This window comes from Streptomyces sp. NPDC051211 (assembly GCF_040689505.1).
GTDB lineage: Bacteria > Actinomycetota > Actinomycetes > Streptomycetales > Streptomycetaceae > Streptomyces.
Genome location: NZ_JBFBAV010000068.1, coordinates 1 through 23,906 on the forward strand (window position 1 = coordinate 1; position 23,906 = coordinate 23,906).

General features: G+C 74.3%; 22 protein-coding genes, 1 pseudogene and 1 riboswitch. Of the genes and pseudogenes, 11 read left to right on the plus strand and 12 right to left on the minus strand.

The window, feature by feature from the left end:
* Positions 1-174: 174 nt before the first annotated feature.
* From AB0447_RS34535 to AB0447_RS34575, 9 genes and pseudogenes are all read right to left on the minus strand, one after another.
* On the minus strand, positions 175-729 hold the full coding sequence (locus AB0447_RS34535; protein ID WP_366480898.1) for an alkaline shock response membrane anchor protein AmaP: 555 nt from the start codon (positions 727-729) through the stop codon (positions 175-177).
* 4 nt (positions 730-733) lie between these two features.
* Positions 734-1,288, minus strand: coding sequence for a DUF6286 domain-containing protein (locus AB0447_RS34540; RefSeq protein WP_366480899.1), 555 nt, complete (start codon positions 1,286-1,288; stop codon positions 734-736).
* On the minus strand, positions 1,285-1,686 hold the full coding sequence (locus AB0447_RS34545; RefSeq protein WP_366480900.1) for an Asp23/Gls24 family envelope stress response protein: 402 nt from the start codon (positions 1,684-1,686) through the stop codon (positions 1,285-1,287). The genes AB0447_RS34540 and AB0447_RS34545 overlap by 4 nt, the downstream gene beginning before the upstream one ends.
* Before the next feature lie 5 nt (positions 1,687-1,691).
* Positions 1,692-1,877, minus strand: a complete 186-nt coding sequence (locus AB0447_RS34550; RefSeq protein ID WP_366480901.1) for a hypothetical protein — start codon at positions 1,875-1,877, stop codon at positions 1,692-1,694.
* A 102-nt stretch (positions 1,878-1,979) separates the two neighbouring features.
* Positions 1,980-2,390 (minus strand): annotated as a pseudogene (locus AB0447_RS34555) (Asp23/Gls24 family envelope stress response protein); the annotation flags it as partial.
* A 207-nt stretch (positions 2,391-2,597) separates the two neighbouring features.
* Positions 2,598-3,377 (minus strand): enoyl-CoA hydratase/isomerase family protein, encoded by a 780-nt coding sequence (locus tag AB0447_RS34560; RefSeq protein ID WP_366480902.1) that lies wholly within the window; start codon positions 3,375-3,377, stop codon positions 2,598-2,600.
* Positions 3,378-3,498: 121 nt separating this feature from the next.
* Positions 3,499-3,723 carry a helix-turn-helix domain-containing protein gene (locus tag AB0447_RS34565; protein ID WP_366480903.1) on the minus strand — a complete coding sequence of 75 codons (225 nt, stop codon included), beginning with the start codon at positions 3,721-3,723 and terminating at the stop codon, positions 3,499-3,501.
* Positions 3,724-4,066: 343 nt separating this feature from the next.
* Positions 4,067-5,665: an ABC-F family ATP-binding cassette domain-containing protein gene (locus AB0447_RS34570; protein WP_366480905.1), complete on the minus strand. Its 1,599-nt coding sequence runs from the start codon at positions 5,663-5,665 to the stop codon at positions 4,067-4,069.
* Between the two features lie 110 nt (positions 5,666-5,775).
* Positions 5,776-6,522: a hypothetical protein gene (locus AB0447_RS34575; RefSeq protein WP_366480906.1), complete on the minus strand. Its 747-nt coding sequence runs from the start codon at positions 6,520-6,522 to the stop codon at positions 5,776-5,778.
* 213 nt (positions 6,523-6,735) lie between these two features.
* Between AB0447_RS34575 and AB0447_RS34580 the strand changes: the two genes are divergently transcribed.
* The gene (locus tag AB0447_RS34580; protein ID WP_366480907.1) at positions 6,736-7,626 is read left to right on the plus strand and encodes a neutral zinc metallopeptidase; all 891 of its coding nucleotides are present in this window, start codon (positions 6,736-6,738) and stop codon (positions 7,624-7,626) included.
* A gap of 60 nt (positions 7,627-7,686) precedes the next feature.
* On the plus strand, positions 7,687-8,085 hold the full coding sequence (locus AB0447_RS34585; protein WP_366480909.1) for a VOC family protein: 399 nt from the start codon (positions 7,687-7,689) through the stop codon (positions 8,083-8,085).
* A 50-nt stretch (positions 8,086-8,135) separates the two neighbouring features.
* On the opposite strand, the gene AB0447_RS34590 is transcribed toward AB0447_RS34585, so the two are convergent.
* Together AB0447_RS34590 and AB0447_RS34595 are read right to left on the minus strand one after the other, a co-directional pair.
* Positions 8,136-9,560, minus strand: a complete 1,425-nt coding sequence (locus AB0447_RS34590) for a hypothetical protein (protein ID WP_366480923.1) — start codon at positions 9,558-9,560, stop codon at positions 8,136-8,138.
* 217 nt (positions 9,561-9,777) lie between these two features.
* The gene (locus AB0447_RS34595; protein WP_366480911.1) at positions 9,778-10,905 is read right to left on the minus strand and encodes an alpha/beta fold hydrolase; all 1,128 of its coding nucleotides are present in this window, start codon (positions 10,903-10,905) and stop codon (positions 9,778-9,780) included.
* Between the two features lie 354 nt (positions 10,906-11,259).
* On the opposite strand from AB0447_RS34595, the gene AB0447_RS34600 reads away from it, so the two are divergent.
* From AB0447_RS34600 to AB0447_RS34630, 7 genes are all read left to right on the plus strand, one after another.
* Positions 11,260-12,528 (plus strand): inorganic phosphate transporter, encoded by a 1,269-nt coding sequence (locus tag AB0447_RS34600; RefSeq protein WP_366480913.1) that lies wholly within the window; start codon positions 11,260-11,262, stop codon positions 12,526-12,528.
* A 23-nt stretch (positions 12,529-12,551) separates the two neighbouring features.
* A complete protein-coding gene (locus AB0447_RS34605; protein WP_366480914.1) occupies positions 12,552-12,773 on the plus strand; it encodes a hypothetical protein in 222 nt (73 codons plus the stop codon).
* 90 nt (positions 12,774-12,863) lie between these two features.
* Positions 12,864-13,020: riboswitch (cobalamin riboswitch) on the plus strand.
* A 36-nt stretch (positions 13,021-13,056) separates the two neighbouring features.
* Positions 13,057-14,076, plus strand: coding sequence for a cobalamin biosynthesis protein (locus tag AB0447_RS34610; RefSeq protein ID WP_366480915.1), 1,020 nt, complete (start codon positions 13,057-13,059; stop codon positions 14,074-14,076).
* Complete coding sequence (locus AB0447_RS34615) at positions 14,073-15,596, plus strand: cobyric acid synthase (RefSeq protein WP_366480916.1); 1,524 nt, start codon at positions 14,073-14,075, stop codon at positions 15,594-15,596. The genes AB0447_RS34610 and AB0447_RS34615 overlap by 4 nt, the downstream gene beginning before the upstream one ends.
* A gap of 148 nt (positions 15,597-15,744) precedes the next feature.
* Entirely contained in the window at positions 15,745-17,877 is a 2,133-nt protein-coding gene (locus AB0447_RS34620) for a putative cobaltochelatase (RefSeq protein ID WP_366480917.1), read from the plus strand.
* Positions 17,877-18,476, plus strand: coding sequence for a cob(I)yrinic acid a,c-diamide adenosyltransferase (cobO, locus tag AB0447_RS34625; protein WP_366480918.1), 600 nt, complete (start codon positions 17,877-17,879; stop codon positions 18,474-18,476). Before AB0447_RS34620 ends, cobO begins: the two co-directional genes overlap by 1 nt.
* Positions 18,470-19,951 carry a cobyrinate a,c-diamide synthase gene (locus tag AB0447_RS34630; RefSeq protein ID WP_366480919.1) on the plus strand — a complete coding sequence of 494 codons (1,482 nt, stop codon included), beginning with the start codon at positions 18,470-18,472 and terminating at the stop codon, positions 19,949-19,951. The genes cobO and AB0447_RS34630 overlap by 7 nt, the downstream gene beginning before the upstream one ends.
* Before the next feature lie 38 nt (positions 19,952-19,989).
* On the opposite strand, the gene AB0447_RS34635 is transcribed toward AB0447_RS34630, so the two are convergent.
* Complete coding sequence (locus tag AB0447_RS34635; RefSeq protein ID WP_366480920.1) at positions 19,990-20,715, minus strand: ZIP family metal transporter; 726 nt, start codon at positions 20,713-20,715, stop codon at positions 19,990-19,992.
* A gap of 70 nt (positions 20,716-20,785) precedes the next feature.
* Here AB0447_RS34635 and cobC point away from each other — a divergent pair, with 70 nt between their 5' ends.
* Positions 20,786-22,225: an Rv2231c family pyridoxal phosphate-dependent protein CobC gene (cobC, locus tag AB0447_RS34640; protein WP_366480921.1), complete on the plus strand. Its 1,440-nt coding sequence runs from the start codon at positions 20,786-20,788 to the stop codon at positions 22,223-22,225.
* 110 nt (positions 22,226-22,335) lie between these two features.
* Positions 22,336-23,559 (plus strand): CapA family protein, encoded by a 1,224-nt coding sequence (locus AB0447_RS34645; RefSeq protein WP_366480922.1) that lies wholly within the window; start codon positions 22,336-22,338, stop codon positions 23,557-23,559.
* Positions 23,560-23,906: the final 347 nt, after the last annotated feature.

A 23,906-nucleotide genomic window follows, 5' to 3' on the forward strand; every position in this document is an offset into this window, starting at 1 on the left:
CTGCCCGGACCCGGTCCTCAAACGCCGGACGGGCTGGAAAATCCAGCCCCGCCGGCGTTTGAGGCGCGGGGTCTGGGGCGGAGCCCCAGTTCGGGAAGGGGCGGGTAGGGGAAAAGCTCCGCGCAGCGGCCCCGGCCCGGCCCGGCCCAGCCCCGACCCCGGCTCTCGCGCTGGTTACGTCACGCGTTGGGCGCGGTGGGCCGCCACCTGGAGGTGGGCCTCCAGGGGGAGTTCCGGCAGGCCCGCCGCCTCGCGCGCGTGGCGCAGGACGGGCCCCGCCAAACCCGCAAGCACGTCCGCCGGCACCGCGTACGGCTCCAGCTGGATCCCCACCCGCAGCACCGGCGCAGCCCGCCGCCCGGTCAGGGCGACCCGGCTGCGGGCGACCCCGGCCAGGGCCTCGCACTCCGCCGACACGGCGTCTTCCAGCGCCCGCCCCCGCAACCGCGCGAACCCCCCGTCCCCGGTGTCCACCAACACCGTCTGCACCCGCGCCCGCCGCAGCTGCGACAGCAGCCACCACAGGGCCAGCACCACGACCACCCCGAGCCCGCCCACCAGCCCCCACCAGGCCCAGCCTTCGGCGTGCCAGTGTCGCCGCCGCGCCTCGCTGAGCAGGGGTTCGTGCCGGCCGGCGAACGGCCAGGAGGCGGTGAGTACGGCCGTGCCGGCGGCCGTCAGGAGCAGGCCGGCCGCGGCCAGCAGGGCCCGGTTGACCGTTCCTCGCATGCGCTCACCCCTTCCGGGCCGGCCGGGTCACCCGCACGTGCAGGTGCGGTTCGTGGGCCAGGCCCAGCTCCTCGATGCCGACGGCGAGGACCTGGCCCAGGTCCGCCCGTACGTCGTCCAGTTCGCGGAAGTGGGAGTCGGCCCGGACCACCACCCGGGTCCGGCCCGTCCGGACCCGTACCGACTGGACCCCGGAGACTTCCATCGCCCGGTCCCGCAGGACCAGCCCGGCCGCCTTGCGGCCGATGCCGGCCCGTGTGTCCGGGTCGGGCCCGCGCATCGGCAGGACTCCGCGCAGTCCGGGGGTGAAGGCGAGCAGCAGCAGCCACAGTCCGGCCAGGACGGCGGCGACCCCGCCCGCGAGTACGCCGGCCTCGGCGAGGGTGTGGTCGTCCAGCAGCCGGGCGAGTTCGCGGCGCCACCGCATGGCCGGGCGTTCCGCCCGTACCGCGACCAGGTCGTACAGCAGCACCGCCGAGGCGGCGAGCAGGACGAGCGCGGCCAGGGCGGCGGGGAGCCGGCGCGCCGACCAGAAGCGTGCCGCGGGGCCGGCCGTCACCGGACCCGGCCCCGCCCCGCGGCCCGGGCCTGCTCCGGGTGCAGCCGTTCCACGTCGATGTCCACCTCCGGCACGGCCATCGCCGTGTACTCCTCGATCCGTTCGGCGACGACGCGGCGTACGGCGGCGCATCGGGCGGCGATGTCGGAGGGGTAGCCGAGTTCCAGGCCGATCCGGACCCGGGCGATGTCGTGGTGCACGGTGACCGTCGCGTGTGGTGCCGCCGCGGGATCCGCGGGCAGGGCGTCGGTGCCCAGCGCCTCGCGGGCGGCCTGCGCCGCGATCTTGGCGATGACGCGGTCGGCGATCCGGGTGGCACCGCGGTCGCCGGGCGGGATCCGCGGCGCGGCGGCCCGGGCCGTGGCCGGGCGGGGCACGGAGGGGCGCGGGGTGCTCACCTCGGTCACCGCCGCCGGTCGTCGCGGGGGCGGAAGAAGTCTCCCGGCTCCAGGTCCCCGTCGAAGATCCGGCCGACCACGAAGCCGATGGTGCCGAGCGCGGCAACCAGCAGGAACGCGCCGAAGCCGCCGAAGTATCCGGCGAACCCGAGTGCCATGCCGGCCAGCAGGCCGGCCACCGCCATGCTCATGCGGGACTCCTCGCCACGGGGTTACTGGAGCCGGGTCTCCGACTCCGTGCCTTTCGAGTACTTCCCGTATTTGGTGTCCTTCCCGTAGTCCGGGTAGTCCCCCTCGTCCGGCTCGTCGGGGAGTTTGACGTCGGTGACGGCGATGTTGACCTCGACGACCTCCAGCCCCGTCATGCGTTCGACGGCCGAGATGACGTTCTCGCGGACCGTCCGGGCCACGTCCCGGATCGATACGCCGTAGTCCACGACGATTTCGAGGTCGAGGGCGGTCTGGACCTCGCCGACCTCGGCCTTGACGCCCCGGGAGGCGGCGGATTTCGCCCCTCCCGGGACCCGGTCGCGGACCGCGCCGAAGGTGCGGGACATGCCGCTGCCCATGGCGTGCACACCGGGGACCTCACGGGCGGCGAGCCCGGCGATCTTCTCGACCACTCCGTCGGCGATGGACGTACGGCCCCGCTCGGCCGGATCCAGGTCCGGCCGTCCTGTGGACCGGTCTGCGGGTTCGGTCATCTCGTGATCCCTTCGCCTGCCCGTGCACTGCGTGCGGGGCTCTCGGGGTGTCTTGGACCACGGTAAGGGCGCGGGGCCGTCGGCGCCGGTGCGGGCGGTCCGTCCGGTGTGCCGGATGCGGTGCCCCCGATGTGCTCGATGTGCTCGGTGTGATCGTTGTGATCGTTGTGCTTCGTGTCCTTGTTTTGCTCCCGGTGCTCGGGTGCGTCAGTCGGAGAGGCCCGCGAGGTCGCGCAGTCGGCGCGCCTGGGCCGCGCGTTCGGCGGTGCGCTGCTCGTCGTAGGTACGGCCGGCCGCCCCGCGGAGCAGGGTCTTGGTCTCGATCACGGCGTCGCGGGGGGCGGCCAGCAGGGCTGCGCCGAGGTCCCGTACGGCGTGTTCGAGCTCGTCGCCGGGCACCACGAGGTTGGCCAGGCCGATGCGCTCGGCTTCCTCGGCGTGCACGAAGCGGCCGGTGGCGCAGATCTCCAGGGCGCGGGCGTAGCCGACCAGGGCGGTCAGCGGCTGGGTGCCGCCCAGGTCCGGGACCAGGCCCAGGCTGGTCTCGCGCATGGCGAACTGCACGTCCTCCGCGACCACGCGCAGGTCGCAGGCGAGGGCGAGCTGGAAGCCCGCGCCGATCGCGTGGCCCTGCACGGCCGCGATGGTGACGATGTCGTTCCGCCGCCACCAGGTGAAGGCTTCCTGGTACTCGGCGATGGTGGCGTCCAGCTGCTGTTCGGAGCCGCGCGCCAGGTCAAGGAAGGACGGTTCTCCCTCGAAGCCTTCGGGAGTGAATGCCTGCCGGTCGAGGCCGGCGGAGAAGGACTGGCCCTCGCCGCTGAGCACCACGACCCGGACGGTGCCCGGCAGCAACCGACCGGCCTCGGCCAACGCCCGCCAGAGCGCGGGAGATTGAGCGTTTCGCTTGGCCGGGTTGGTCAGTGTCACCGTGGCGGTCGAGCCGTCGGCGGTGAGCCGTACGCCGTCCTTGTCGAGCAGAACCATCTGGGCCTCCGGGTGGGTGGTTACGGTGCAGCGTCCACTAAGTGACTGCACAGTAACCACCCAGCCGGCCCAGTGGCCGACCGGGGGTCACCAGTGTGCGATCGTCGGCGACAGCCTTGGTTCAGGCCGGAGCCGCCGTCTTCTTGCCGCGCGTCGCGCCACCGCGGCCACGCAGTGTGACTCCGGACTCGCTGAGCATCCGGTGGACGAATCCGTAGGACCGGCCCGTCTCCTCGGCCAGCGCCCGGATGCTCGCACCGGAGTCGTACTTCTTCTTCAGGTCTGCCGCGAGCTTGTCGCGCGCGGCGCCGGTCACCCGGCTGCCCTTCTTCAGAGTCTCGGCCACCCGTGCCTCCTCATGGGAAGTGCGCTCTGGACTTCTCATGATCACCCCTCTCGGGCTTCCTGGCCACCCATTCCGCAAGGTCCGCGCGATGGCATTTCCCGGGGAGTGGACGCCCGCGCAGAACGGAATCTCCTCTTCCGCCGCATGACCTCCGTCACATTCCGCCTGACCTGGAATAAATCTCCAGGTCAGGGCACCAGCAGGGAAAACGGCAGACCCCGGCCGGGCACCGGGGGGTGCACGACCGGGGTCACCGGACGGCGGGCGAGGGTACGAGACCGTCTCACTCAGATGATGGATCAGCGGTGAGCCGAATGATCCAGAAGGAGTTGGATCAACGGGGTCAGGCGAGAGCGACCAGGTCCCGGTAGTCGGGACCCCACAGGTCCTCGACCCCGTCGGGGAGCAGAATGATCCGCTCCGGCTCCAGGGCCTCGACCGCGCCCTCGTCGTGGGTGACGAGGATGACCGCGCCCTTGTAGGTGCGCAGGGCGCCGAGGATCTCCTCGCGGCTGGCCGGGTCCAGGTTGTTGGTGGGCTCGTCGAGGAGCAGCACGTTCGCCGAGGACACCACCAGGGTGGCCAGGGCCAGCCGGGTCTTCTCCCCGCCGGAGAGCACGCCGGCCGGCTTGTCCACGTCGTCCCCGGAGAACAGGAAGGAGCCCAGGGTCTTGCGTACGTCGACCAGGTCCAGGTCGGGTGCGGAGGACCGCATGTTCTCCAGGACCGTGCGGTCCGGGTCGAGGGTCTCGTGCTCCTGGGCGTAGTAGCCCAGCTTGAGGCCGTGGCCGGGGGTGACCTGGCCGGTGTCCGGGTTCTCGGCGCCCGCGAGCAGGCGCAGCAGGGTGGTCTTGCCGGCGCCGTTGAGGCCGAGGATGACCACGCGGGAGCCCTTGTCGATGGCCAGGTCGACGTCGGTGAAGATCTCCAGCGAGCCGTAGGACTTCGACAGGCCTTCGGCGGTCAGCGGGGTCTTGCCGCAGGGCGCGGGGTCCGGGAAGCGCAGCTTGGCGACCTTGTCGGAGACGCGCACGGCCTCCAGGCCGGACAGCAGCCGCTCGGCGCGCTTGGCCATGTTCTGGGCGGCGACCGTCTTGGTGGCCTTGGCGCGCATCTTGTCGGCCTGCGAGTTCAGCGCCGCGGCCTTCTTCTCGGCGTTCTGGCGCTCGCGCTTGCGGCGCTTCTCGTCGGCCTCGCGCTGCTGCTGGTACAGCTTCCAGCCCATGTTGTAGACGTCGATGACCGAGCGGTTGGCGTCCAGGTAGAAGACCTTGTTGACGACGGTCTCGACCAGGTCGACATCGTGGGAGATCACGATGAAGCCGCCGCGGTAGGTCTTGAGGTAGTCGCGCAGCCAGACGATGGAGTCGGCGTCGAGGTGGTTCGTGGGCTCGTCGAGGAGCAGGGTGTCGGCGTCCGAGAAGAGGATCCGGGACAGCTCGACGCGGCGGCGCTGGCCGCCGGAGAGGGTGTGCAGCGGCTGGCCGAGGACCCGGTCGGGCAGGCCGAGGGCGGCCGCGATGGTGGCGGCCTCCGCCTCGGCGGCGTACCCGCCCTTGGTGAGGAACTCGGTCTCCTGGCGCTCGTACTGCTTGAGGGCCTTCTCGCGGGTGGCGCCGCTGCCGTTGGCGATGCGGTCCTCGTTGGCGCGCATCTTCTTCAGCAGGGTGTCCAGGCCGCGGGCGGACAGGATCCGGTCCCGGGCGAGCACGTCGAGGTCGCCGGTGCGGGGGTCCTGCGGGAGGTAGCCGACCTCGCCGGAGCGGGTGATGGAGCCTCCGGCGGGCTGGCCCTCGCCGGCCAGGCACTTGGTGAGGGTGGTCTTGCCTGCTCCGTTGCGGCCGACCAGGCCGATGCGGTCGCCCTTGGCGACACGGAACGAGGCGTTCTCGATGAGGATGCGGGCGCCGGCGCGCAGCTCGATGCCGGTGGCGGTGATCACGGAAATACTCCAGGGCGGTGGGGACGGCGGAAGGGGGCGGTACGCGAGCTTCTACGCCGCTAATCCGCGAGGAGATTTGCCATGCGTTTCATTCTACCGGTGGTGCGCAACTACTTTTCTGGGCGGCGGTCCGGGGTGACCCGCCCGTGCTCGTCCACGGCGATGATCTGACGGGCCCAGGGGACGGCCGGATCGGCGCAGGGGCGGGCGATCAGCACGGTCCCGCCGAGCTGCACCCGGCTGCCGGGGGTGAAGGAGCAGCCCCGGCCGGCGGTGATGACCCAGCGGAGGTCGCCGTCCTCGGTGCGGTACGCGGCGACGTGGCCCGGGGTGACCACGACGAGGATCCGTCCGGCGGGGCCGAGGGCCGCCAGGGTGCCGGTGGCGCCGGCGGCCCGGCCCATGCTCGCCCCGGCTCCGGGGACGGTGCGGTGCCAGCGCACCTCGGCGGCCGGTCCGGCCGCTCCCGCCGGGCGGACGGTGTCGGTGACCATGCCGTCGTCCCAGAGGGTGAAGGCGTGGCCGGGGGCGGTGTGCACCCCCACGGGGCGCCGGTTGTCCCGGGCGTAGGTCCACAGCGGTGTCCCGGTGCCGGGGGCGTAGGCCCGTACGGCATGCCGGTCGTACCGGAGTTCGGGTTCGGCGGCCGGTGCGGGGCCGGAGGCGGGGTGGGAGGTGAGCCGGTCCCCGTAGGGGGCGGTCCGGCCGCCGCCGTGCGCCACCGCGAGCAGCAGGGCCGGCAGGGCCACGGCGGCGGCCGCGGCCAGCAGCGGGAGCAGGGCGCGGGCCGGCCGGCGCCGGGGTCCGGACGATGGGGCGGCGCCCTGGGCGCGGGGATCGGCCGGCGGGGCGATCATGTGGGTCCTCCCGGGGCATCGGCGGTCCGCCGCCGGGCGGCGGGGCGCGGCGGCCGCCGAGCGTAGCCGGACCGGCGGGACCGCGGCGTGCACCGCAGGCGGGGTGTCCCCCGTTCGGCTCTCGCCGCGGCCCGTGCGACCGGGTCACGTATCAGGATGAAGGGGGTGATACGCGCCGCAGCGGCGGCCACCCGGAACCGAGGGCGGTGCGGGATGCAGTTCGACGACGACGCCAATCTGGACACTTCCGAGGTCAAGGATGCGCGCAGCAGCCGCATCCCGGGCGGGAGGGCCACCGTCGGCGGCGGCATCATCGGCCTCATCGCGCTGATCATGGGCCTGCTCTTCGGTGTGGGGCCGGAGCAGCTCGGGCTGTCCTCCGGGGATCCGGAACCGGCGGCCACCCCCTCGTCGGCGGCGCAGGTGCAGCAGGCCTGCCGGACCGGCCGGGACGCCAACGTCCGGGAGGACTGCCGGCTGGTGGCGGTGGTGAACAGCACCCAGGACTTCTGGCGGCAGGAGTTCGCCCGGCGCGGAGGCCGGTACGCCCCGGCATCGACGGTGTTCTTCACCGGCCGGGTGAACACGGGCTGCGGCGCGGCGAGCTCGGCGGTCGGGCCGTTCTACTGCCCCGGCGACCGGCAGGTCTATCTGGACCTCGGGTTCTTCAACGAGCTGCGGACGAAGTTCGGCGCGAGCGGCGGCCCGTTCGCCCAGGCGTACGTGGTCGCCCACGAGTACGGGCACCACATCCAGAACCTGACCGGAACCCTGCAGCGGGCCCAGGACGGGCAGCAGGGCGCGGCCAGCAACGCCGTGAAGGTGGAGCTGCAGGCCGACTGCTACGCGGGGGTGTGGGCGAAGAACGCCACCGCCACCCCGGACGAGTCCACCGGCCGGCCGCTGATCACCTCGCTGACGGAGCAGGACATCCGGGACGGCATGGACGCGGCCGCGGCGGTCGGCGACGACCGGATCCAGGAGAAGTTCCAGGGGCGGGTCACGCCGGAGAACTGGACGCACGGTTCGGCCGAGCAGCGGCAGCAGTGGTTCTACCAGGGCTTCCGGACCGGCGACATGGCCCAGTGCAACACCTTCCGCTGACTGTCGGCGGCGCCTGCCAGACTGTGGTCCGGGTCACACGCACGAGAGGGAGTGATCGTCATGGCAGGCACACCGTCCATCAGTCCGACATTGACGTACCGGGACGCCAAGGCGGCGATCAAGCTGCTGACCGAGGCCTTCGGGTTCAACCGGGTCGCGGTCTACGAGGGTGACGACGGCACGGTGATGCACGCGGAGCTCGCCTACGGGAACGGGATGGTGATGCTCGGCAGCCGGGGCACGGGGAGCAAGTTCGACCAGGCGATGGGGGCGGAGCCGGGCCCGACGGGGGTGTACGTGGTCGTCGAGGACGTCGACGCGCACCACCGCCGGGCCGTGGAACACGGGGTGGAGATCCTGATGGAGCCCACCGACCAGGACTACGGCTCGCGGGACTACATGGCCCGGGACCCGGAGGGCAACATCTGGAGCTTCGGCACTTACGCGCCGACGGTGTGACCCGCGGGGGGCCGCCCCGACCGGAGCCTCACGAACCGAGCCCGGAAAAATCAGACGCCGCCCGTGTGGACCTGGAAGGCGGCCCGGCGGACGGCCTTGGCGAGGGCCGGGTCGGGGTGTGCGGCGGCCAGTGCCACCAGGACCTGCACGGTGCGGGGGTGGCCGACCGCGCGGACCTCCTCCAGCAGCCGGGGCACCGTGGTGCGGACGGCCGAGTCCAGGTGCCGGGCGAGCAGTTCGGCCTCGCCGTGGTCGGCGATGGCGGCCGCCGTGTCGACCCAGAGCCAGGTCTGCTCCTCGGCGGTGAGCACGTCCTGGGCGTCCTCCGGGTCCGCCCCGTCGTGCTCGGCGAGCCAGAGCAGGGCGTACGGGCGCAGGGCGGCCTCGCGGGCGGCCGCGCGCACCTCGGGCTCGGCCGGGGCGCCGACCACGCGGAGCGCTTCGAAGGCGAGCCCGCGCAGCAGGGCGTCCTCGCCGCGGGCGGCCTGGAGCAGCTCGCCGACGGCGTGGCCGACGGGCCGGGCGGCCAGCCAGGCCCGGTACTCGGCGCGGGCGGGGCCGGGGGTGAGGCGGGCGCAGCCGTGCAGCATGGCGGCGGCGGACTGCTCGATGTTCCCGGCGGGGCTCTGCGCGGCCACGCAGATCTGCTCCAGCTTGACCCAGACGGCCCAGCTGCCGAGCGGGGTGAGGCTGGCCTGGGCGGGGCCGAGGGCGACCGCGTCCACGGCGGCGAGCCCGCCGAGCGCCCAGCGCAGCAGCCGGGCCATGCTCCGGCCCTCCGGTCCGGTGTCCGTGCCGGCCGCGGCGTCGCCGGACGGCGCGGGTGCCTCGGGTACGGCGAGGGCCACGGCGGCGGGGGCGGAGGCGCCGGCCGGGGCGGGCGGGCCGGGGGCCGGCCGGACGGGGTCCGGGTCCGGCCGGTACGGGACCTCGCAGCGCTCCTCGCGGAGTTCGGCCACGCGCTGGCCGAGCAGGTCCAGCAGGGCCGGCACGGTGACGGGGCCGGCCGAGAGCTGGAGCAGCGACAGGACCTGGGGCATCGCCTCGACGACCTCGGCGACCAGCTCGGGGGCGATGTCGGCGGGTGCCGGGTGGACCAGCGACCAGGCGTCGAAGAGGGCGACCCAGCCGCGCAGCACGGCCGTGTCGTCGCGGTCCCAGGCGCGCAGCCGCCAGCCCGGGCGGGCGCTGCCGCCGTGCACCTCGACGAGTCCGGCGAGGCGGGCGCGGTCCCAGCCGGCCTGGACCTGTCCGTGCGTCAGGCTGAGTTCTCCGGAAGCCCGTTCGACGTCGGGGGCGGGCAGCGCGCCGGCCGGGGCGGGGCGGGATCCGTCGGCGGTCCCGAGGGTGCGCTCGGCCCAACGGGCCAGCCGTACCGCGTCGGAGAGCGATGCCCGGGCCCGGTTGGCGAGTTCGGGCGCGGCCGGTGTGCCCTCCGGCGGCCGCGAGGCCGGACGGGCGCGCCGGTTCGTCACCGCCTTGCGGGCGGTGGCGACGGAGCGCGGGGAGACGAGTCGGAGTCTGGAGTCGCGAGCCAACTGCTCATCAGGCTTTCGGGACGTCACGGAATCAGTCTCGCCCGTCACCGGCCGAAAGCCCAAACGGAACCGGCCATTGCCGCTGGTGGGCCGGGGTACAGACCGGGACAACACACCCGCGCGGCCCCCGGGTTCACAGGGGTTTCCCGGACGTTCACATCAAGGGGGTCAGGAAGCGGCGCAGTGCTTCCTCGTAGCGTGCCGGGTCGGCGTTCCACATTCCCCCGTGCGGGGCGTCGCGGACGGTGTGCAGGGTGACGAGGTCGGGGCGGCTCGCGGCGAGCCGCCGGGCGGGGTCCCAGGGGGCGATGGTGTCGTCGGGCCCGGCGAAGATCAGGACCGGGACGCGGAGGGCGGCGGGGTCCGCGGCGGGCCGGCGGTCGGCGCGGAGTCCGGTGCGGCCCTCGGCGGCGCGGACGGCCAGCGGGAGCAGGGCGGCGGGGGTCCGGCGGGCGGTGGCGAGGTTGCGCAGGGTGGTGTGCCAGTCGAGCACCGGGGAGTCCAGGACCAGCCCGGAGATCCGTTCGGCCAGGGCCGAGCGCTCGGCGGCGTGCAGGGCCATGGTGGCTCCGGTGGACCAGCCGTACAGGATCAGCCGGCGCGCGCCGAAGCGGAGGGCGTAGCGGATGGCGGCGTCAAGATCGCGCCATTCCGATGCGCCGAGGTGGCCGAGGCCGTCCGGGGAGGCGGGGGCGCCCAGGTCGCCGCGGTAGGCGAGGTCGAGGACGGGCAGCTGGTGGCGGTGCAGGAAGGGCATGACCACCATGGGGTGCTCGCGGCTGGTGCCGAGACCGTGGACGGTGATCACCCAGGTGGTGCGGGCGGCGGGCAGGAACCAGGCGGGCAGTCCGCCGAGCTCGCCCGGGACGTCCACGTCGGCGTGGTCGAGGCCGAGGGCGGTGCGCGGGTTGCCCAGGTGGATCTGCGGGGTGAGGCGGACCTTGGTGCCGGGGTCGAGGCTGCCGTGGGTGACGCGGAGGAGCTTGCGGACGACGGTGTCCGGGGCGTGCGGGGCGTCGGGGAGGACCGGGCCGACCACGGCGTGCACCCCCGGGGCGTCCAGGCCGTGGATGCCGGGGCGCAGCGAAGCCAGGGAGCGGGTCAGGGCGACCCGGCCGGCGGCGGTGCCGTGGACGCTGAGCGGGGGGCCGCCCGGCAGGGGGCGGCCGGGTTCGGGCCGCAGGGCCGCGTCGGCGGCGTACCGGCCGGCCGCGACGGCGGCCGCGCAGGCACCTATGAGGGCGGTGGTGACGGCCGCTGCCGTCGCTGTCGCGGTGCGCACCGTTCCAGTCTGGGCGGGAGGGCCGGGCCCGGCCAGTGGAGTGGAATATTCCGCCGAGTACCCCGGGCGGTGTCGTGCAGGCGCGGGAAGCCGTCCGGACCGCTCCCGCCCGCGCGTGATCTGGGTCTCTTCCGGGGGGCGGACGGAGGGCTTCCGGGGCCGGCCGACCCGTGCGGAGGGATCCGTTCACCCCGCTTTGACGTGCACGAATCGGCCCATCGGCGGCACAATCGGGACGAGCGTCCCGAACCCGGGCCGGGCTGGTACACCGCACCGCCTGCATCAGTTCACTTTTCGTTCACCTAGGTTGCCTACGGTCGGCGAGCCACTGACGCCAAACAGAAGCCTGGGTAAATGGAGCACATAACGCTTCTCCTCGGGATCGTGATCATCACCGCTCTCGTGTTCGACTTCACGAACGGTTTCCACGACACAGCCAACGCGATGGCTACCACCATCTCGACCGGCGCCCTCAAGCCCAAGACGGCGGTGGCCATGTCCGCCGTGCTCAACCTCGTCGGCGCGTTCATGTCCGTGGAGGTCGCCAAGACGATCTCCAAGGGCCTGGTCAACGAGGACGGCATCCAGCCAGAAGTGATCTTCGCCGCGCTCGTCGGCGCCATCCTCTGGAACCTCGTCACCTGGCTGGTCGGACTCCCCTCCAGCTCCTCCCACGCCCTGATGGGCGGCCTGATCGGTGCCGCGATCGCCTCCGCGGGCATCGGCGCCGTCAACGGCGACGTGGTCGTCACCAAGGTGCTGATCCCCGCGATCGCCGCGCCGATCGTCGCCGGTGTCGCCGCGATGCTGGCCACCAAGGTCACGTACAAGATCGGCAACAACGTCGGCGAGAAGACCTCGGCCAAGGGCTACCGGGCCGGTCAGATCGCCTCGGCCGGTCTGGTCTCCCTCGCGCACGGCACCAACGACGCGCAGAAGACGATGGGCATCATCACCCTGGCCCTGGTCGCCGGCGGTGCGCTCGCCCCCGGCTCCAACCCGCCGGTCTGGGTCATCGTCTCCGCCGGTCTGGCGATCGCGCTCGGCACCTACCTCGGCGGCTGGCGCATCATCCGCACCATGGGCAAGGGCCTGACCGACCTGCAGCCGCAGCAGGGCTTCGCCGCCCAGACCTCGGCCGCCAGCGTCATCCTGGCCTCGTCCACCCTCGGCTTCTCGCTGTCCACCACCCACTCGTGCTCCGGCGCGGTCATGGGTGCCGGCCTCGGCCGCAAGGGCGGTGTGGTCCGCTGGTCCACCGCGACCCGCATGTTCATCGCCTGGGGTCTGACCCTGCCGGCCGCCGCGCTGGTCTCGGCCCTCGCCGAGTGGGTCATGCGCACCGGTGACGTCGGCGTCGCCGCCGTGACCGTCTTCCTCGTCGGCTCCTGCCTCGCCATCTGGCTGATCTCCCGCCGCCAGGTCGTCGACCACACCAACGTCAACGAGCTGGAGACCCCGGGCGAGGAGCCCGGAGTGGTCACCACCGCGATGGCCGCCGTCACCGTGCCGCCGGCCGGTACCACCGCCGCCGTCACCGACGAGGACCTGAAGGCCACCATCTCCGCCCCCAGCGCGCACGCGTCCGGCGAGGCCCCGACGGCTCCGGCCGCCGCGGTCTGACGATCAGAGAAGGTTTCGGCAGTATGAAGATCGACTGGGCAGCTCTCGGCTCCGTCTTCGGGGTCAGCCTCTCCGCCACCGTGGCCCTGGTGGCCCTGTTCACCCTCGGCATGGTGGGCCTCTCCAAGCACGAGGCCGCCACCGATCAGGGCGGCGCCGCCACCCTGGCCCGCACCGGCGCCTACGCCTGCTTCGCGCTCTGCGCCGCGGCCGTGGCCTACGGGATCTACCTGATCGTCGTCTGATCCACCGCGTACAAGGCTCCCCCCGGTTCTCCGAGGGGAGCTTTCGCATGCCCTGCCCCACCTTCACCGCAGGTCAACGGCGAGTTGACGGGCAATCTCAGTGCGTGGTGGACTGCCCGAGCCATTACGGCGGCAGCAGAGGAAGTCCGGTGAGAATCCGGCGCGGTCCCGCCACTGTCACCGGGGAGTACGGACGTCAGCCCGTACCGCCGGGAGCCAGGAACTCTCGCCGCCGGACACGTCGAACCAGGGCGCGGACCCTGAGTGAGGACATAGCTGCCCCATGCGTGCCGATCGCGTATTCGCGTACGGCGTGACGGCGGGCCTGATCGGCGACCGGATCCTCGGGGATCCACGCCGCGGGCACCCCGTCGCCGCCTTCGGAAGAGCCGCCGCCGCCGTCGAACGCGCCCTCTGGCGCGACCGGCGCTCCCGGGGCGTGGTGCACGCCCTGGTGTGCGCCGGAGGCGCCGCCGCCGTGGGCGTGCTGGGCGCCCGCGCCGTGCGCGCCCGGCCCGCCGCCGTCCGGATCGCCCTGACCGCCGCCGCCACCTGGGCCGTGGTCGGCGGGACCTCGCTGGGCCGGGAGGCCCGCGCCATCGGCGGGGCCCTTGCCGCCGGGGACGCCGAAGTGGCCCGGGAACGCCTCCCCCACCTGTGCGGGCGCGACCCGCACGCCCTGGACGAGCAGCAGATCGCGCGTGCCGTCGTGGAATCGGTGGCCGAGAACACCTCCGACGCGGTGGTCGGGGCCCTGGTGTGGGGTGCCGTCGCCGGTGTGCCGGGGCTGGTCGCCTTCCGCGCCGTGAACACCCTGGACGCGATGGTGGGCCACAAGTCGCCCCGCCATCTGCGCTACGGCTGGGCCTCGGCCCGGCTGGACGACCTCGCGGGCTGGCCGGGAGCCCGGCTGACCGCGCTGGCCGCCGTACTCGCCGGCCCGGACCGTCGGGGGGCGGTCCGGGCCTGGCGCTCCGACGCGGCCGCCCACCCCAGCCCCAACGCCGGCCCGGTCGAGGCCTCCTTCGCCGGGGCGCTGGGCGTCCGGCTGGGCGGCACCCTCGCCTACGGCGGGCGGGTGGAACACCGGGCCGTGCTCAACGGAGAGACCGGGCGGCCGGTGCAGATCGCCGACATCGAACGGGCGGTACGGCTGTCCCGGCAGGTGACCTGGCTGGCGCTGGGTGCCTGCGTGGGCGCCCGGCTGCTCGCCCCGCGGATCGCACGAGCCGCACGCGGTGCACGAGTCGCACGAGTCGCAGAAGTCGCAGGAGTCGCAGGAGTACAGAGGGGACGCGGATGAGCAGCGGCACGAAGCGGGGCGGGGGCCTGCTGGTCGCCGGCACCACCTCGGACGCGGGCAAGAGCGTGGTCACGGCGGGCATCTGCCGTTGGCTGGCCCGCCAGGGCGTGAAGGTGGCGCCGTTCAAGGCGCAGAACATGTCGCTGAACTCCTTCGTCACCCACGAGGGCGCGGAGATCGGCCGGGCCCAGGCCATGCAGGCCCAAGCGGCCCGGGTGGAGCCCACGGCCCTGATGAACCCGGTGCTGCTCAAGCCCGGCAGCGACCGCAGCAGCCAGGTGGTGCTGCTGGGCAAGCCGGTGGGCGAGATGAGCGCGCGCGGCTACCACGGAGGCCGGCAGGAACAGCTGCTGGGCGTGGTGACGGACTGCCTGGAGCAGTTGCGGGGCACGTATGACGCCGTGATCTGCGAGGGGGCGGGCAGCCCGGCCGAGATCAACCTGCGGCGCACGGACATCGTGAACATGGGCATCGCGCGGGCCGCGCGGTTCCCGGTGGTGGTGGTCGGGGACATCGACCGCGGCGGCGTCTTCGCCTCCTTCTTCGGTACGACGGCCCTGCTGTCCGCCGAGGACCAGTCGCTGATCGCCGGCTACCTGGTGAACAAGTTCCGCGGCGACGTGACGCTGCTGGAGCCGGGCATGGAGATGCTGCGCGGCCTCACCGGCCGGGCGACGTACGGGGTCCTGCCGTTCCGGCACGGCCTGGGCATCGACGAGGAGGACGGCCTGCGGGTCTCCCTGCGGGGCGCCGTCCGGGAATCGGTGGTGGCCCCGCCGGTGGGCGAGGACGTGCTGCGGGTCGCGGTGTGCGCGGTGCCGCTGATGTCCAACTTCACCGATGTGGACGCGCTCGCGGCGGAGCCGGGGGTGGTGGTGCGGTTCGTGGACCGGCCCGAGGAACTGGCCGACGCGGACCTGGCCGTCGTACCGGGCACGCGCGGCACGGTGAAGGCACTGCAGTGGCTGCGCGAGCGCGGCCTCGCGGACGCCCTCGTCCGGCGGGCCGCCGAGGGGCGGCCGGTGCTGGGCGTCTGCGGCGGCTTCCAGGCGCTGGGCGAGCGGATCGAGGACGAGGTCGAGTCCCGGGCGGGCGTGGTGGACGGGCTCGGGCTGCTGCCCGTCCGCATCCGCTTCGAGCGGGAGAAGACCCTTGCGCGGCCGGCGGGTTCGGCGCTCGGGGAGCCGGTCGAGGGGTACGAGATCCACCACGGCGTGGCCGAGGTGCTGGGCGGGACCCCCTTCCTGGACGGGTGCCGGGTCGGGTCGGTGTGGGGAACGCACTGGCACGGCTCGCTGGAGTCGGACGGGTTCCGGCGGGCGTTCCTGCGCGAGGTGGCTTCGGCTGCGGGGCGCCGGTTCGTACCCGCGCCGGACACGAGCTTCGGCGCCCTGCGCGAGGAACAGCTGGACCTGCTGGGCGACCTGATCGAGGAACACGCGGACACCGGCGCACTGCTCCGCCTGATCGAGACCGGGGCCCCGGCGGGGCTCCCGTTCATCCCCCCGGGCGCGCCGTGAGGGCCGCGGCCCTGCGGGGCTTCCCCCCGAACGACGGCGAGGCCGGGGGAGCCGGCATCAGCCGGATCCAGCCCCGCCGGCGTTCGAAGCGCGGGGTCCGGGGCGGAGCCCCGGGAACGGTCCGCACCACCGAAGGAGTGAGCAACGCATGAGCACGCCCTATCCGTTCACCGCAGTGGTCGGCCAGTCCGACCTGCGGCTGGCGCTCCTGCTGAACGCCGTGAGCCCGGCGGTCGGCGGCGTGCTGGTGCGCGGGGAGAAGGGGACCGCCAAGTCGACCGCGGTGCGCGCCCTGTCCGCGCTGCTCCCGCAGGTGGACGTCGTACCGGGCTGCCGGTTCTCCTGCGCGCCCGCTGCGCCCGATCCGGCCTGCCCGGACGGCCCGCACGAGCCCGGCGAGGGGACCGCGCGCCCCGCGCGGATGGTGGAACTGCCGGTCGGCGCCTCCGAGGACCGCCTCGTCGGCGCGCTCGACATCGAACGGGCCCTCGCCGAGGGCGTGAAGGCCTTCGAGCCGGGCCTGCTGGCCGATGCGCACCGCGGGATCCTCTACGTGGACGAGGTCAACCTGCTCCACGACCACCTGATCGACCTGCTGCTGGACGCGGCCGCGATGGGCGCCTCGTACGTGGAGCGCGAGGGCGTCTCCGTCCGGCACGCCGCCCGCTTCCTGCTCGTCGGCACCATGAACCCGGAGGAGGGCGAGCTGCGCCCGCAGCTCCTGGACCGGTTCGGGCTGACCGTCGAGGTCGCGGCCTCCCGGGAGCCGGCCCAGCGGGTCGAGGTGGTGCGCCGGCGGCTCGCGTACGAGGACGATCCCGCGGGCTTCGCCGCCCGCTGGTCCGGGGACGAGACGGCGGTACGGGAGCGGGTGGTGGCGGCCCGGGCGCTGCTGCCGCAGGTCCGGCTCGGCGACAACGCGCTGCTGCAGATCGCGGCGACCTGCGCGGGCTTCGAGGTCGACGGGATGCGGGCCGACATCGTGATGGCCCGGACGGCGACCGCGCTGGCCGCGTGGGCCGGACGGACGGAGGTCCGGAAGGAGGACGTCCGGCAGGCCGCCCTGCTGGCGCTCCCGCACCGGCGGCGACGCAACCCCTTCGACGCGCCGGGCCTGGACGAGGACAAGCTCGACGAGATCCTGGACGGCTTCCCGGACGAGGAGCCGGACCCGGAGCCCGAGCCCGAACCGGACGGGGACGGGGACGGCGGCGGGGACGGCGGGCCGGACGGGGGCGGCGGGGTGCCGCCGCAGACCGGGCCCGAGGAGCAGGCGCCCGAAGAGGGCCCGGACAGCGGGGAGACGGCCGCGCCGGAGCCCGAGCCGGCCCGGGCGGAGGCCCAGGAGCCCTCGGCGGACGCGTCGGACACGGCGGATGCTGCGGACTCGGCGGATGCTGCGGACGCGCCCGTGCAGGCGGCTGTCCGGGCGGCCGAGCCGTTCCGGACCCGGATGCTGAGCGTGCCCGGCCTCGGCGAGGGCGCATCCGGGCGGCGCTCGCGCGCCCGGACCGCACACGGGCGCACCACCGGCGCGCAGCGCCCGCGCGGCCAGCTGACGAAGCTGCACCTGGCCGCGACCGTGCAGGCGGCCGCCCCGCACCAGCGGGCGCGCGGCCGGTCCGGTCGCGGTCTGGTCATCCGCAAGGACGATCTGCGGCAGGCGACGCGGGAGGGCCGCGAGGGCAACCTCGTGCTGTTCGTGGTCGACGCCTCCGGGTCGATGGCGGCCCGGCAGCGGATGAGCGCGGTCAAGGGCGCGGTGCTGTCGCTGCTGCTGGACGCCTACCAGCGGCGGGACAAGGTCGGGCTGATCACCTTCCGGGGCGCGGGCGCGGATCTGGCGCTGCCGCCGACCTCCTCGGTCGACGCTGCCGCGGCCCGGCTGGAGCAGCTGCCCACCGGCGGCCGCACCCCGCTGGCCGCCGGGCTGCTCAAGGCCCACGAGGTGCTCCGGATCGAGCGGTTGCGCGATCCGTCGCGGCGGCCGCTGCTGGTCGTGGTGACCGACGGCCGAGCCACCTCGGCGGGGTCCGTCGGCGGCGACCCGCGCGCGGCCGGCCGCCGTACCGCAGGGCTGCTGGCGGCCGAGGGGATCGCCTCGGTGGTCGTGGACTGCGAGTCGGGGCCGGTCCGGCTGGGCCTGGCCGGGGCGCTGGCCGCGGACCTGGGCGGCCCTGCCGTCACCCTCGACGGGCTGCGGGCCGACTCGCTGGCCGGGCTCGTGAAGAACGTACGTACGTCAGTGTCGGAGCACAGCAGCAACAGGAGGGCCGCGTAATGCCCCAGGGACAGCCGTCCGTCGTCCCGAACGACGGACTCACCACCCGCCAGCGCCGCAACCGGCCGCTGGTCTTCGTCCACACCGGCCCCGGCAAGGGCAAGTCGACGGCGGCCTTCGGGCTGGCGCTGCGCGCCTGGAACCAGGGCTGGCCGATCGGAGTGTTCCAGTTCGTCAAGTCGGCGAAGTGGAAGGTCGGCGAGGAGAACGCGCTGAAGGTGCTGGGCGCCTCCGGCGAAGGCGGCACGGTCGTCTGGCACAAGATGGGCGAGGGCTGGTCCTGGGTCCAGCGGGACGCCCAGCTCGACAACGAGCAGGCGGCCAAGGAGGGCTGGGAGCAGGTCAAGCGCGACCTGGCGGCCGAGACGCACCGGCTGTACGTGCTGGACGAGTTCGCGTACCCGATGCACTGGGGCTGGATCGACGTCGACGAGGTGATCGAGGTGCTGCGGAACCGCCCCGGCACCCAGCACGTGGTGATCACGGGCCGCAACGCGCCGGAGAAGCTGGTGGAGTTCGCGGACCTGGTCACCGAGATGACCAAGGTCAAGCACCCCATGGACGCCGGCCAGAAGGGCCAGAAGGGCATCGAGTGGTGACCTCGCTCCACATCCCCCGGCTGGTCGTCGCCGCGCCCTCCTCGGGCAGCGGCAAGACCACCGTCGCGACCGGCCTGATGGCCGCCTTCGCGGGGCGCGGCCTGGCCGTGTCCCCGCACAAGGCCGGGCCCGACTACATCGACCCGGGCTACCACGCGCTGGCGACGGGGCGCCCGGGCCGGAACCTGGACGCGTTCATGTGCGGGCCGGAGCTGATCGCTCCGCTGTTCGCGCACGGGGCTGCGGGCTGCGATCTGGCCGTGGTCGAGGGCGTGATGGGCCTGTACGACGGGGCGGCCGGGCGGGGCGAGCTGGCGTCGACCGCGCAGGTCGCGAAGCTGCTGCGGGCGCCGGTGGTGCTGGTGGTGGACGCGTCCTCGCAGTCGCGGTCGGTGGCCGCGCTGGTGCACGGCTTCGCGTCCTTCGACCCGCAGGTGCGGCTGGGCGGGGTGATCCTGAACAAGGTGGGGTCGGACCGGCACGAGGCGATGCTGCGGGAGGCACTGGAGGAGGCCGGCATGCCGGTCCTCGGCGTCCTCCGGCGGGCCCCGCAGGTATCGGCGCCCTCCCGGCACCTGGGCCTGGTCCCGGTCGCCGAGCGGCGGGCCGATGCGCTGGACGCGGTTTCGGCGTTGGCCTCGCAGGTCCGGGCCGGCTGCGACCTGGACGCCCTGATGGCCCTGGCCCGGTCGGCGCCGCCGCTGGAGGTCGAGCCGTGGACTCCGGCATTCCAAGCCCCGCCGGCGTTTGAGGCGCGGGGGTCCGGGGGCGGAGCCCCCGCGGGGTCCGGGGCGGAGCCCCGGGGAGCGGCGGCCGGGGTCGCGAGCCCCGGTCTCGGGAAGGGGCGGGGCGGGGGACCTCTCATCGCCGTCGCCGGCGGTGCCGCGTTCACCTTCTCGTACGCCGAGCACACCGAGCTGCTGCGCGCGGCCGGCGCCGAGGTCGTCCCCTTCGACCCCCTCCACGACGAGGCCCTGCCCGAGGGAACGACCGGGCTCGTCATCGGCGGCGGCTTCCCCGAGGTCTACGCCCCCGAGCTCGCGGCGAACGAGCCCCTCCGCAAGGCCGTCGCCGAACTCGCGGCAGCCGGCGCGCCGATCGCCGCCGAGTGCGCCGGGCTGCTCTATCTGGCCCGCTCGCTGGACGGGAAGCCCATGTGCGGGGTGCTGGACGCCGACGCCCGGATGTCGGAGCGCCTCACCCTCGGCTACCGCGAGGCGGTGGCGGTGTCCGACAGCGCACTGGCCCCCGCCGGGACCCGGCTGCGCGGGCACGAGTTCCACCGCACGGTGATCGAGCCCGGCGCCGGTACGGCCCCCGCGTGGGGGTTCACGCATCCGGAGCGCCGCGTCGAGGGCTTCGTACAGCAGGGCGTGCACGCCAGCTACCTGCACACCCACTGGGCGGCGGAGCCGTCCGTGGCCGCGCGGTTCGTGGCGGCGGCCCGGGAGCACGCGACCGCGACCGCCCCATGAGACCCATGAGCCCGACGAGCCCCACGAGCCCGATGAGGTCACTCGGCGATGCCGACGACCAGCCAGATGCCGGCCACCCCGCCCACCGTGCACATCAGCGTGGACAGGGCGGGGTGCCGGTGATGCGCCTCGGGCAGGATCTCGGCCGCCGCCAGGTAGAGCAGCGCTCCGCCGAAGAAGCCGAGGTAGGCGCCCAGCGGTTCTTCCGGCAGCGTGAACAGCAGGGTGGAGGCGGCGCCCACGACGGGGGCGACGGCGTCCGCGAAGAGCATCAGCAGGGCCCGGCGGCGGGCGTTCCCGTAGAGCCGGGTGAGGGTGTACGTGTTGAACCCGTCGGCGAAGTCGTGGGTGACGACGGCGAGCGCGACGGCCGTGCCCATCCCGCCGCCGACCTGGAAGGCCGCGCCGAGGGCCACCCCGTCGGCGAGGCTGTGGCCGACCATGGCCGCAGCGGCGGTCAGGCCGACCTGCGGGACCCGGGCGCCGTTCTCGGCGCCGTGCGCGGCCTGGCGTACCGCCAGCAGGCGCTCGACCACGTGGGCGGCCAGGAAGCCGGCCACGAACAGCAGCAGGGCGAACGGGACCCCGAAGACGGGGCGGCCCGCGGCGCCCATGGCCTCCGGCAGCAGGTCCAGGCCCACCACGCCGAGCATCAGCCCGCCGGCCAGGCCGAGCACCAGGTGGCGGCGGTCGGTGACGCGCTGCGCCGTCCATCCGCCCGCCAGGGTCATGAGGAACGCGCCCAACGCCACGATCACCGCCATGTGCCTCTGCATACAGACTGGCGGGGCCGGGCGCACGTGCGCGCGCGGGTTGGCGGCCAACATGTGTGTGATGACTGAGAAAGGACCCCGGATGGGCGAGAGCGAGCGCGTGGTGGTCGGGGTGGGCGGCCGCGCCGGGGTCTCCGTGGAGGAGATCTGCGGACTGGTCGAGGAGGCGCTGCGGGCGGCGGGGCTGGCGGTCGGCTCGGTGTCGGCGCTGGCGACGGTGGCGGCGAAGGGCGGGGAGGCCGGGATCACGGCTGCGGCGAAACGTTTCGGCGTTCCGCTGGTGACGTATCCGGCGGAGGAACTGGCGCGGATACCGGTGCCGGGGCCCGGCCGGGCTGCGGAGGAGGCGGTGGGCACCCCGTCGGTGGCCGAGGCCGCCGCCCTCGCCGGCGGCGGCGAACTGCTCGTACCGAAGCGGAAGTCGGCTGCGGCGACCTGCGCGGTGGCCACCGCCGAGGCGCACGACCTGCGGCACCACGGCGATGCGGAGGTGGCGGGCGCCGGGGCCGGTCTGGTCGACCTGGCGGTGAACGTACGGGCGAACACGCCGCCGGCCTGGCTGAAGGAGCGGATCGCCGGCTCGCTCGACGCCCTCTCCGCCTATCCCGACGGGCGGGCGGCCCGCGCCGCGGTGGCGGCCCGCCACGGCCTGCCGCCGGAGCGGGTACTGCTGACGGCGGGGGCCGCGGAGGCCTTCGTCCTGATCGCGCGGGCCGTGGCGGCGATCCGCCCGGTGGTGGTGCACCCGCAGTTCACCGAGCCGGAGGCGGCGCTGCGGGACGCGGGACACCGGGTGGAGCGGGTGCTGCTGCGGGAGGCGGACGGGTTCCGGCTGAACCCGGCGGCTGTTCCGGCGGACGCGGACCTGGTGGTCGTCGGCAACCCGACCAACCCGACCTCGGTCCTGCACCCGGCCGCCGACCTGGCCGCGCTGGCCCGGCCGGGGCGCACGCTGGTGGTGGACGAGGCGTTCATGGACGCGGTGCCGGGCGAGCGGGAGGCCCTGGCCGGGCGCACGGACCTGCCGGGCCTGGTCGTGCTGCGGAGCCTGACGAAGACCTGGGGGCTGGCGGGGCTGCGGATCGGCTACGTCCTGGCGGAGCCGAGGACGATCGCGGCGCTGGAGCGGGTGCAGCCGCTGTGGCCGGTGTCGACGCCGGCGCTGGTGGCGGCCTCGGCCTGCGTGGCACCGGCCGCGCTGGCGGAGGCGGAGGCCGCGGCGCGGCAGATCGCGGTGGACCGGGCGCATCTGCTGGCCGGCCTCGCGGAGTTCGAGGAGGTCGCCTCGGCCGGCACGGCGGAGGCCTCCTTCGTCCTCATCCGGGTCCGGCGCGCGGCGGAGGTCCGCACCCGGCTGCGCGCCCTGGGCTTCGCGGTCCGCCGCGGCGACACCTTCCCGGGGCTGGGGCCGGACTGGCTGCGCATCGCGGTCCGCGACCGGGCCACGACGAACCGGTTCCTCCAAGCCCTGGACGCCGCTCTGACCCTGACCGGCCCTTAGGGGGTCCGGCCCCTGGGGTCCCGTCTTTTCCCGGCCGCCTCGGCGAGGGCCGGCGCCCTGGAGGAACGGGCGTGCGAGAGTGGGGCGCGCAACCGATCGGGGGAGGCAGGATGCGAATATCCGCGAAGGCCGGAGTGGCGGTGGCCGGGGTGGCCGTCGCCGGGGCTGCGGTGTACGGCGCGTGGGCGGTGGTCGGCGGCGACGGGGCCAAGAACGCGGCTCCGCAGCGGCTCGGGCCGGCGGGGACTCCCCCCGGGCTGCCTGGCCGGCAGCAGACCAGGCCCGAGGCCCGGCCGTTCACCCTGGTGGCGACCGGGGACATCATCCCGTACCCGTCGATCATCCAGCGGGCGGCGGACGACGCGGCGGCCGGCCCCAAGGGCACCGGCAGCCACGACTTCCGCAAGATACTCGCGGGCGTCAAACCCGTCGTCGAGGCCGCCGACGTGGCCCTCTGCCACCACGAGATACCGTACGGCCGGCCCGGCGGCCCCTACACCGGCTACCCGACCTTCAAGGCCCCGCACCAGCTCGCCGATGCCCTCAAGGACGCCGGCTACGACGGCTGTTCGACCGCGTCGAACCACACGCTCGACGCCGGCTACGAGGGCCTCGCCCGCACCCTGGACCACCTGGACCGGGTCGGCATCAAGCACGTGGGCTCGGCCCGGAGCGAAGCCGAGGCCAAGGCCCCGGCGCTGCTCGAGGCCGGCGGCGCGAAGATCGCCCAACTGTCGTACACGTACGGCACGAACGGCATCCCGCTCCCCCAGGACAAGCCCTGGGCCGTCAATCTCCTCGACCAGAACCGGATCATCGCGGACGCGCGGGCGGCGCGCGCGGCCGGTGCCGATGTCGTCGTCCTCAGCATCCACTGGGGTACGGAGTGGCAGACCGCGCCCGACCGGCAGCAGCGCGAGCTGGCGCAGGCCCTGACCGCCTCCCGTACCGGCGGGCTGCCCGACATCGATCTGATCATCGGCACGCACAACCACGTGCCGCAGCCGTACGAGAAGATCAACGGCACCTGGGTGGTGTTCGGCATGGGGGACCAGGTCGCGAGCTTCGTGCCCCCCGACAAGAAGCGCGGCAATTGGTCCTCCATCCCCCGCTTCACCCTGAACCCGTCCGCCGCCCACCCGGGCCGCTGGGAGGTGGTGAAGGCCGAGTACTTCACCCAGTACTCGGACATGGGCCCGCCGTTCCGGGTGGTCTGCACCTCCTGCGCGGACACCGCCCCGCGCAAGGACTACGCGGCGGTCGACCGGCAGGTCTCGGAGGCGGTGCTGTCGCGCGGGGCGGGACAGCAGGGGCTCCAGCGCGCCACCCGCTAGCGGCCCCCGGCTGCGCGGCTGGGCCCGGCTGCGCCGCCAGCCCCGGCTGCGCGGCTGGGCCCGGCTGCGCGGCCAGGCCCGGATGCGCGGCTAGGGGGTGTCCGGCGGATCAGGGCCGGATAGCCCGGCTCGTCTGGTGCCGTGGATTGCAAGGCGGAGGAGGGGAGCCCATGCGGAGCATCGGCGACCGACGACAACGCGGCAAGCCGCGGTGCCAGGCGGGCCGGGCCCGGCCATGATCCGCCGGACACCCCCTAGTAGTGCTTTGTTAGCTGGTCTTGTCACGGTCGGTGTTCGGTAGTTCGCTACTTGTATGAGGGCTGGGGAGCTTGCTGCGTGTCGGGGCC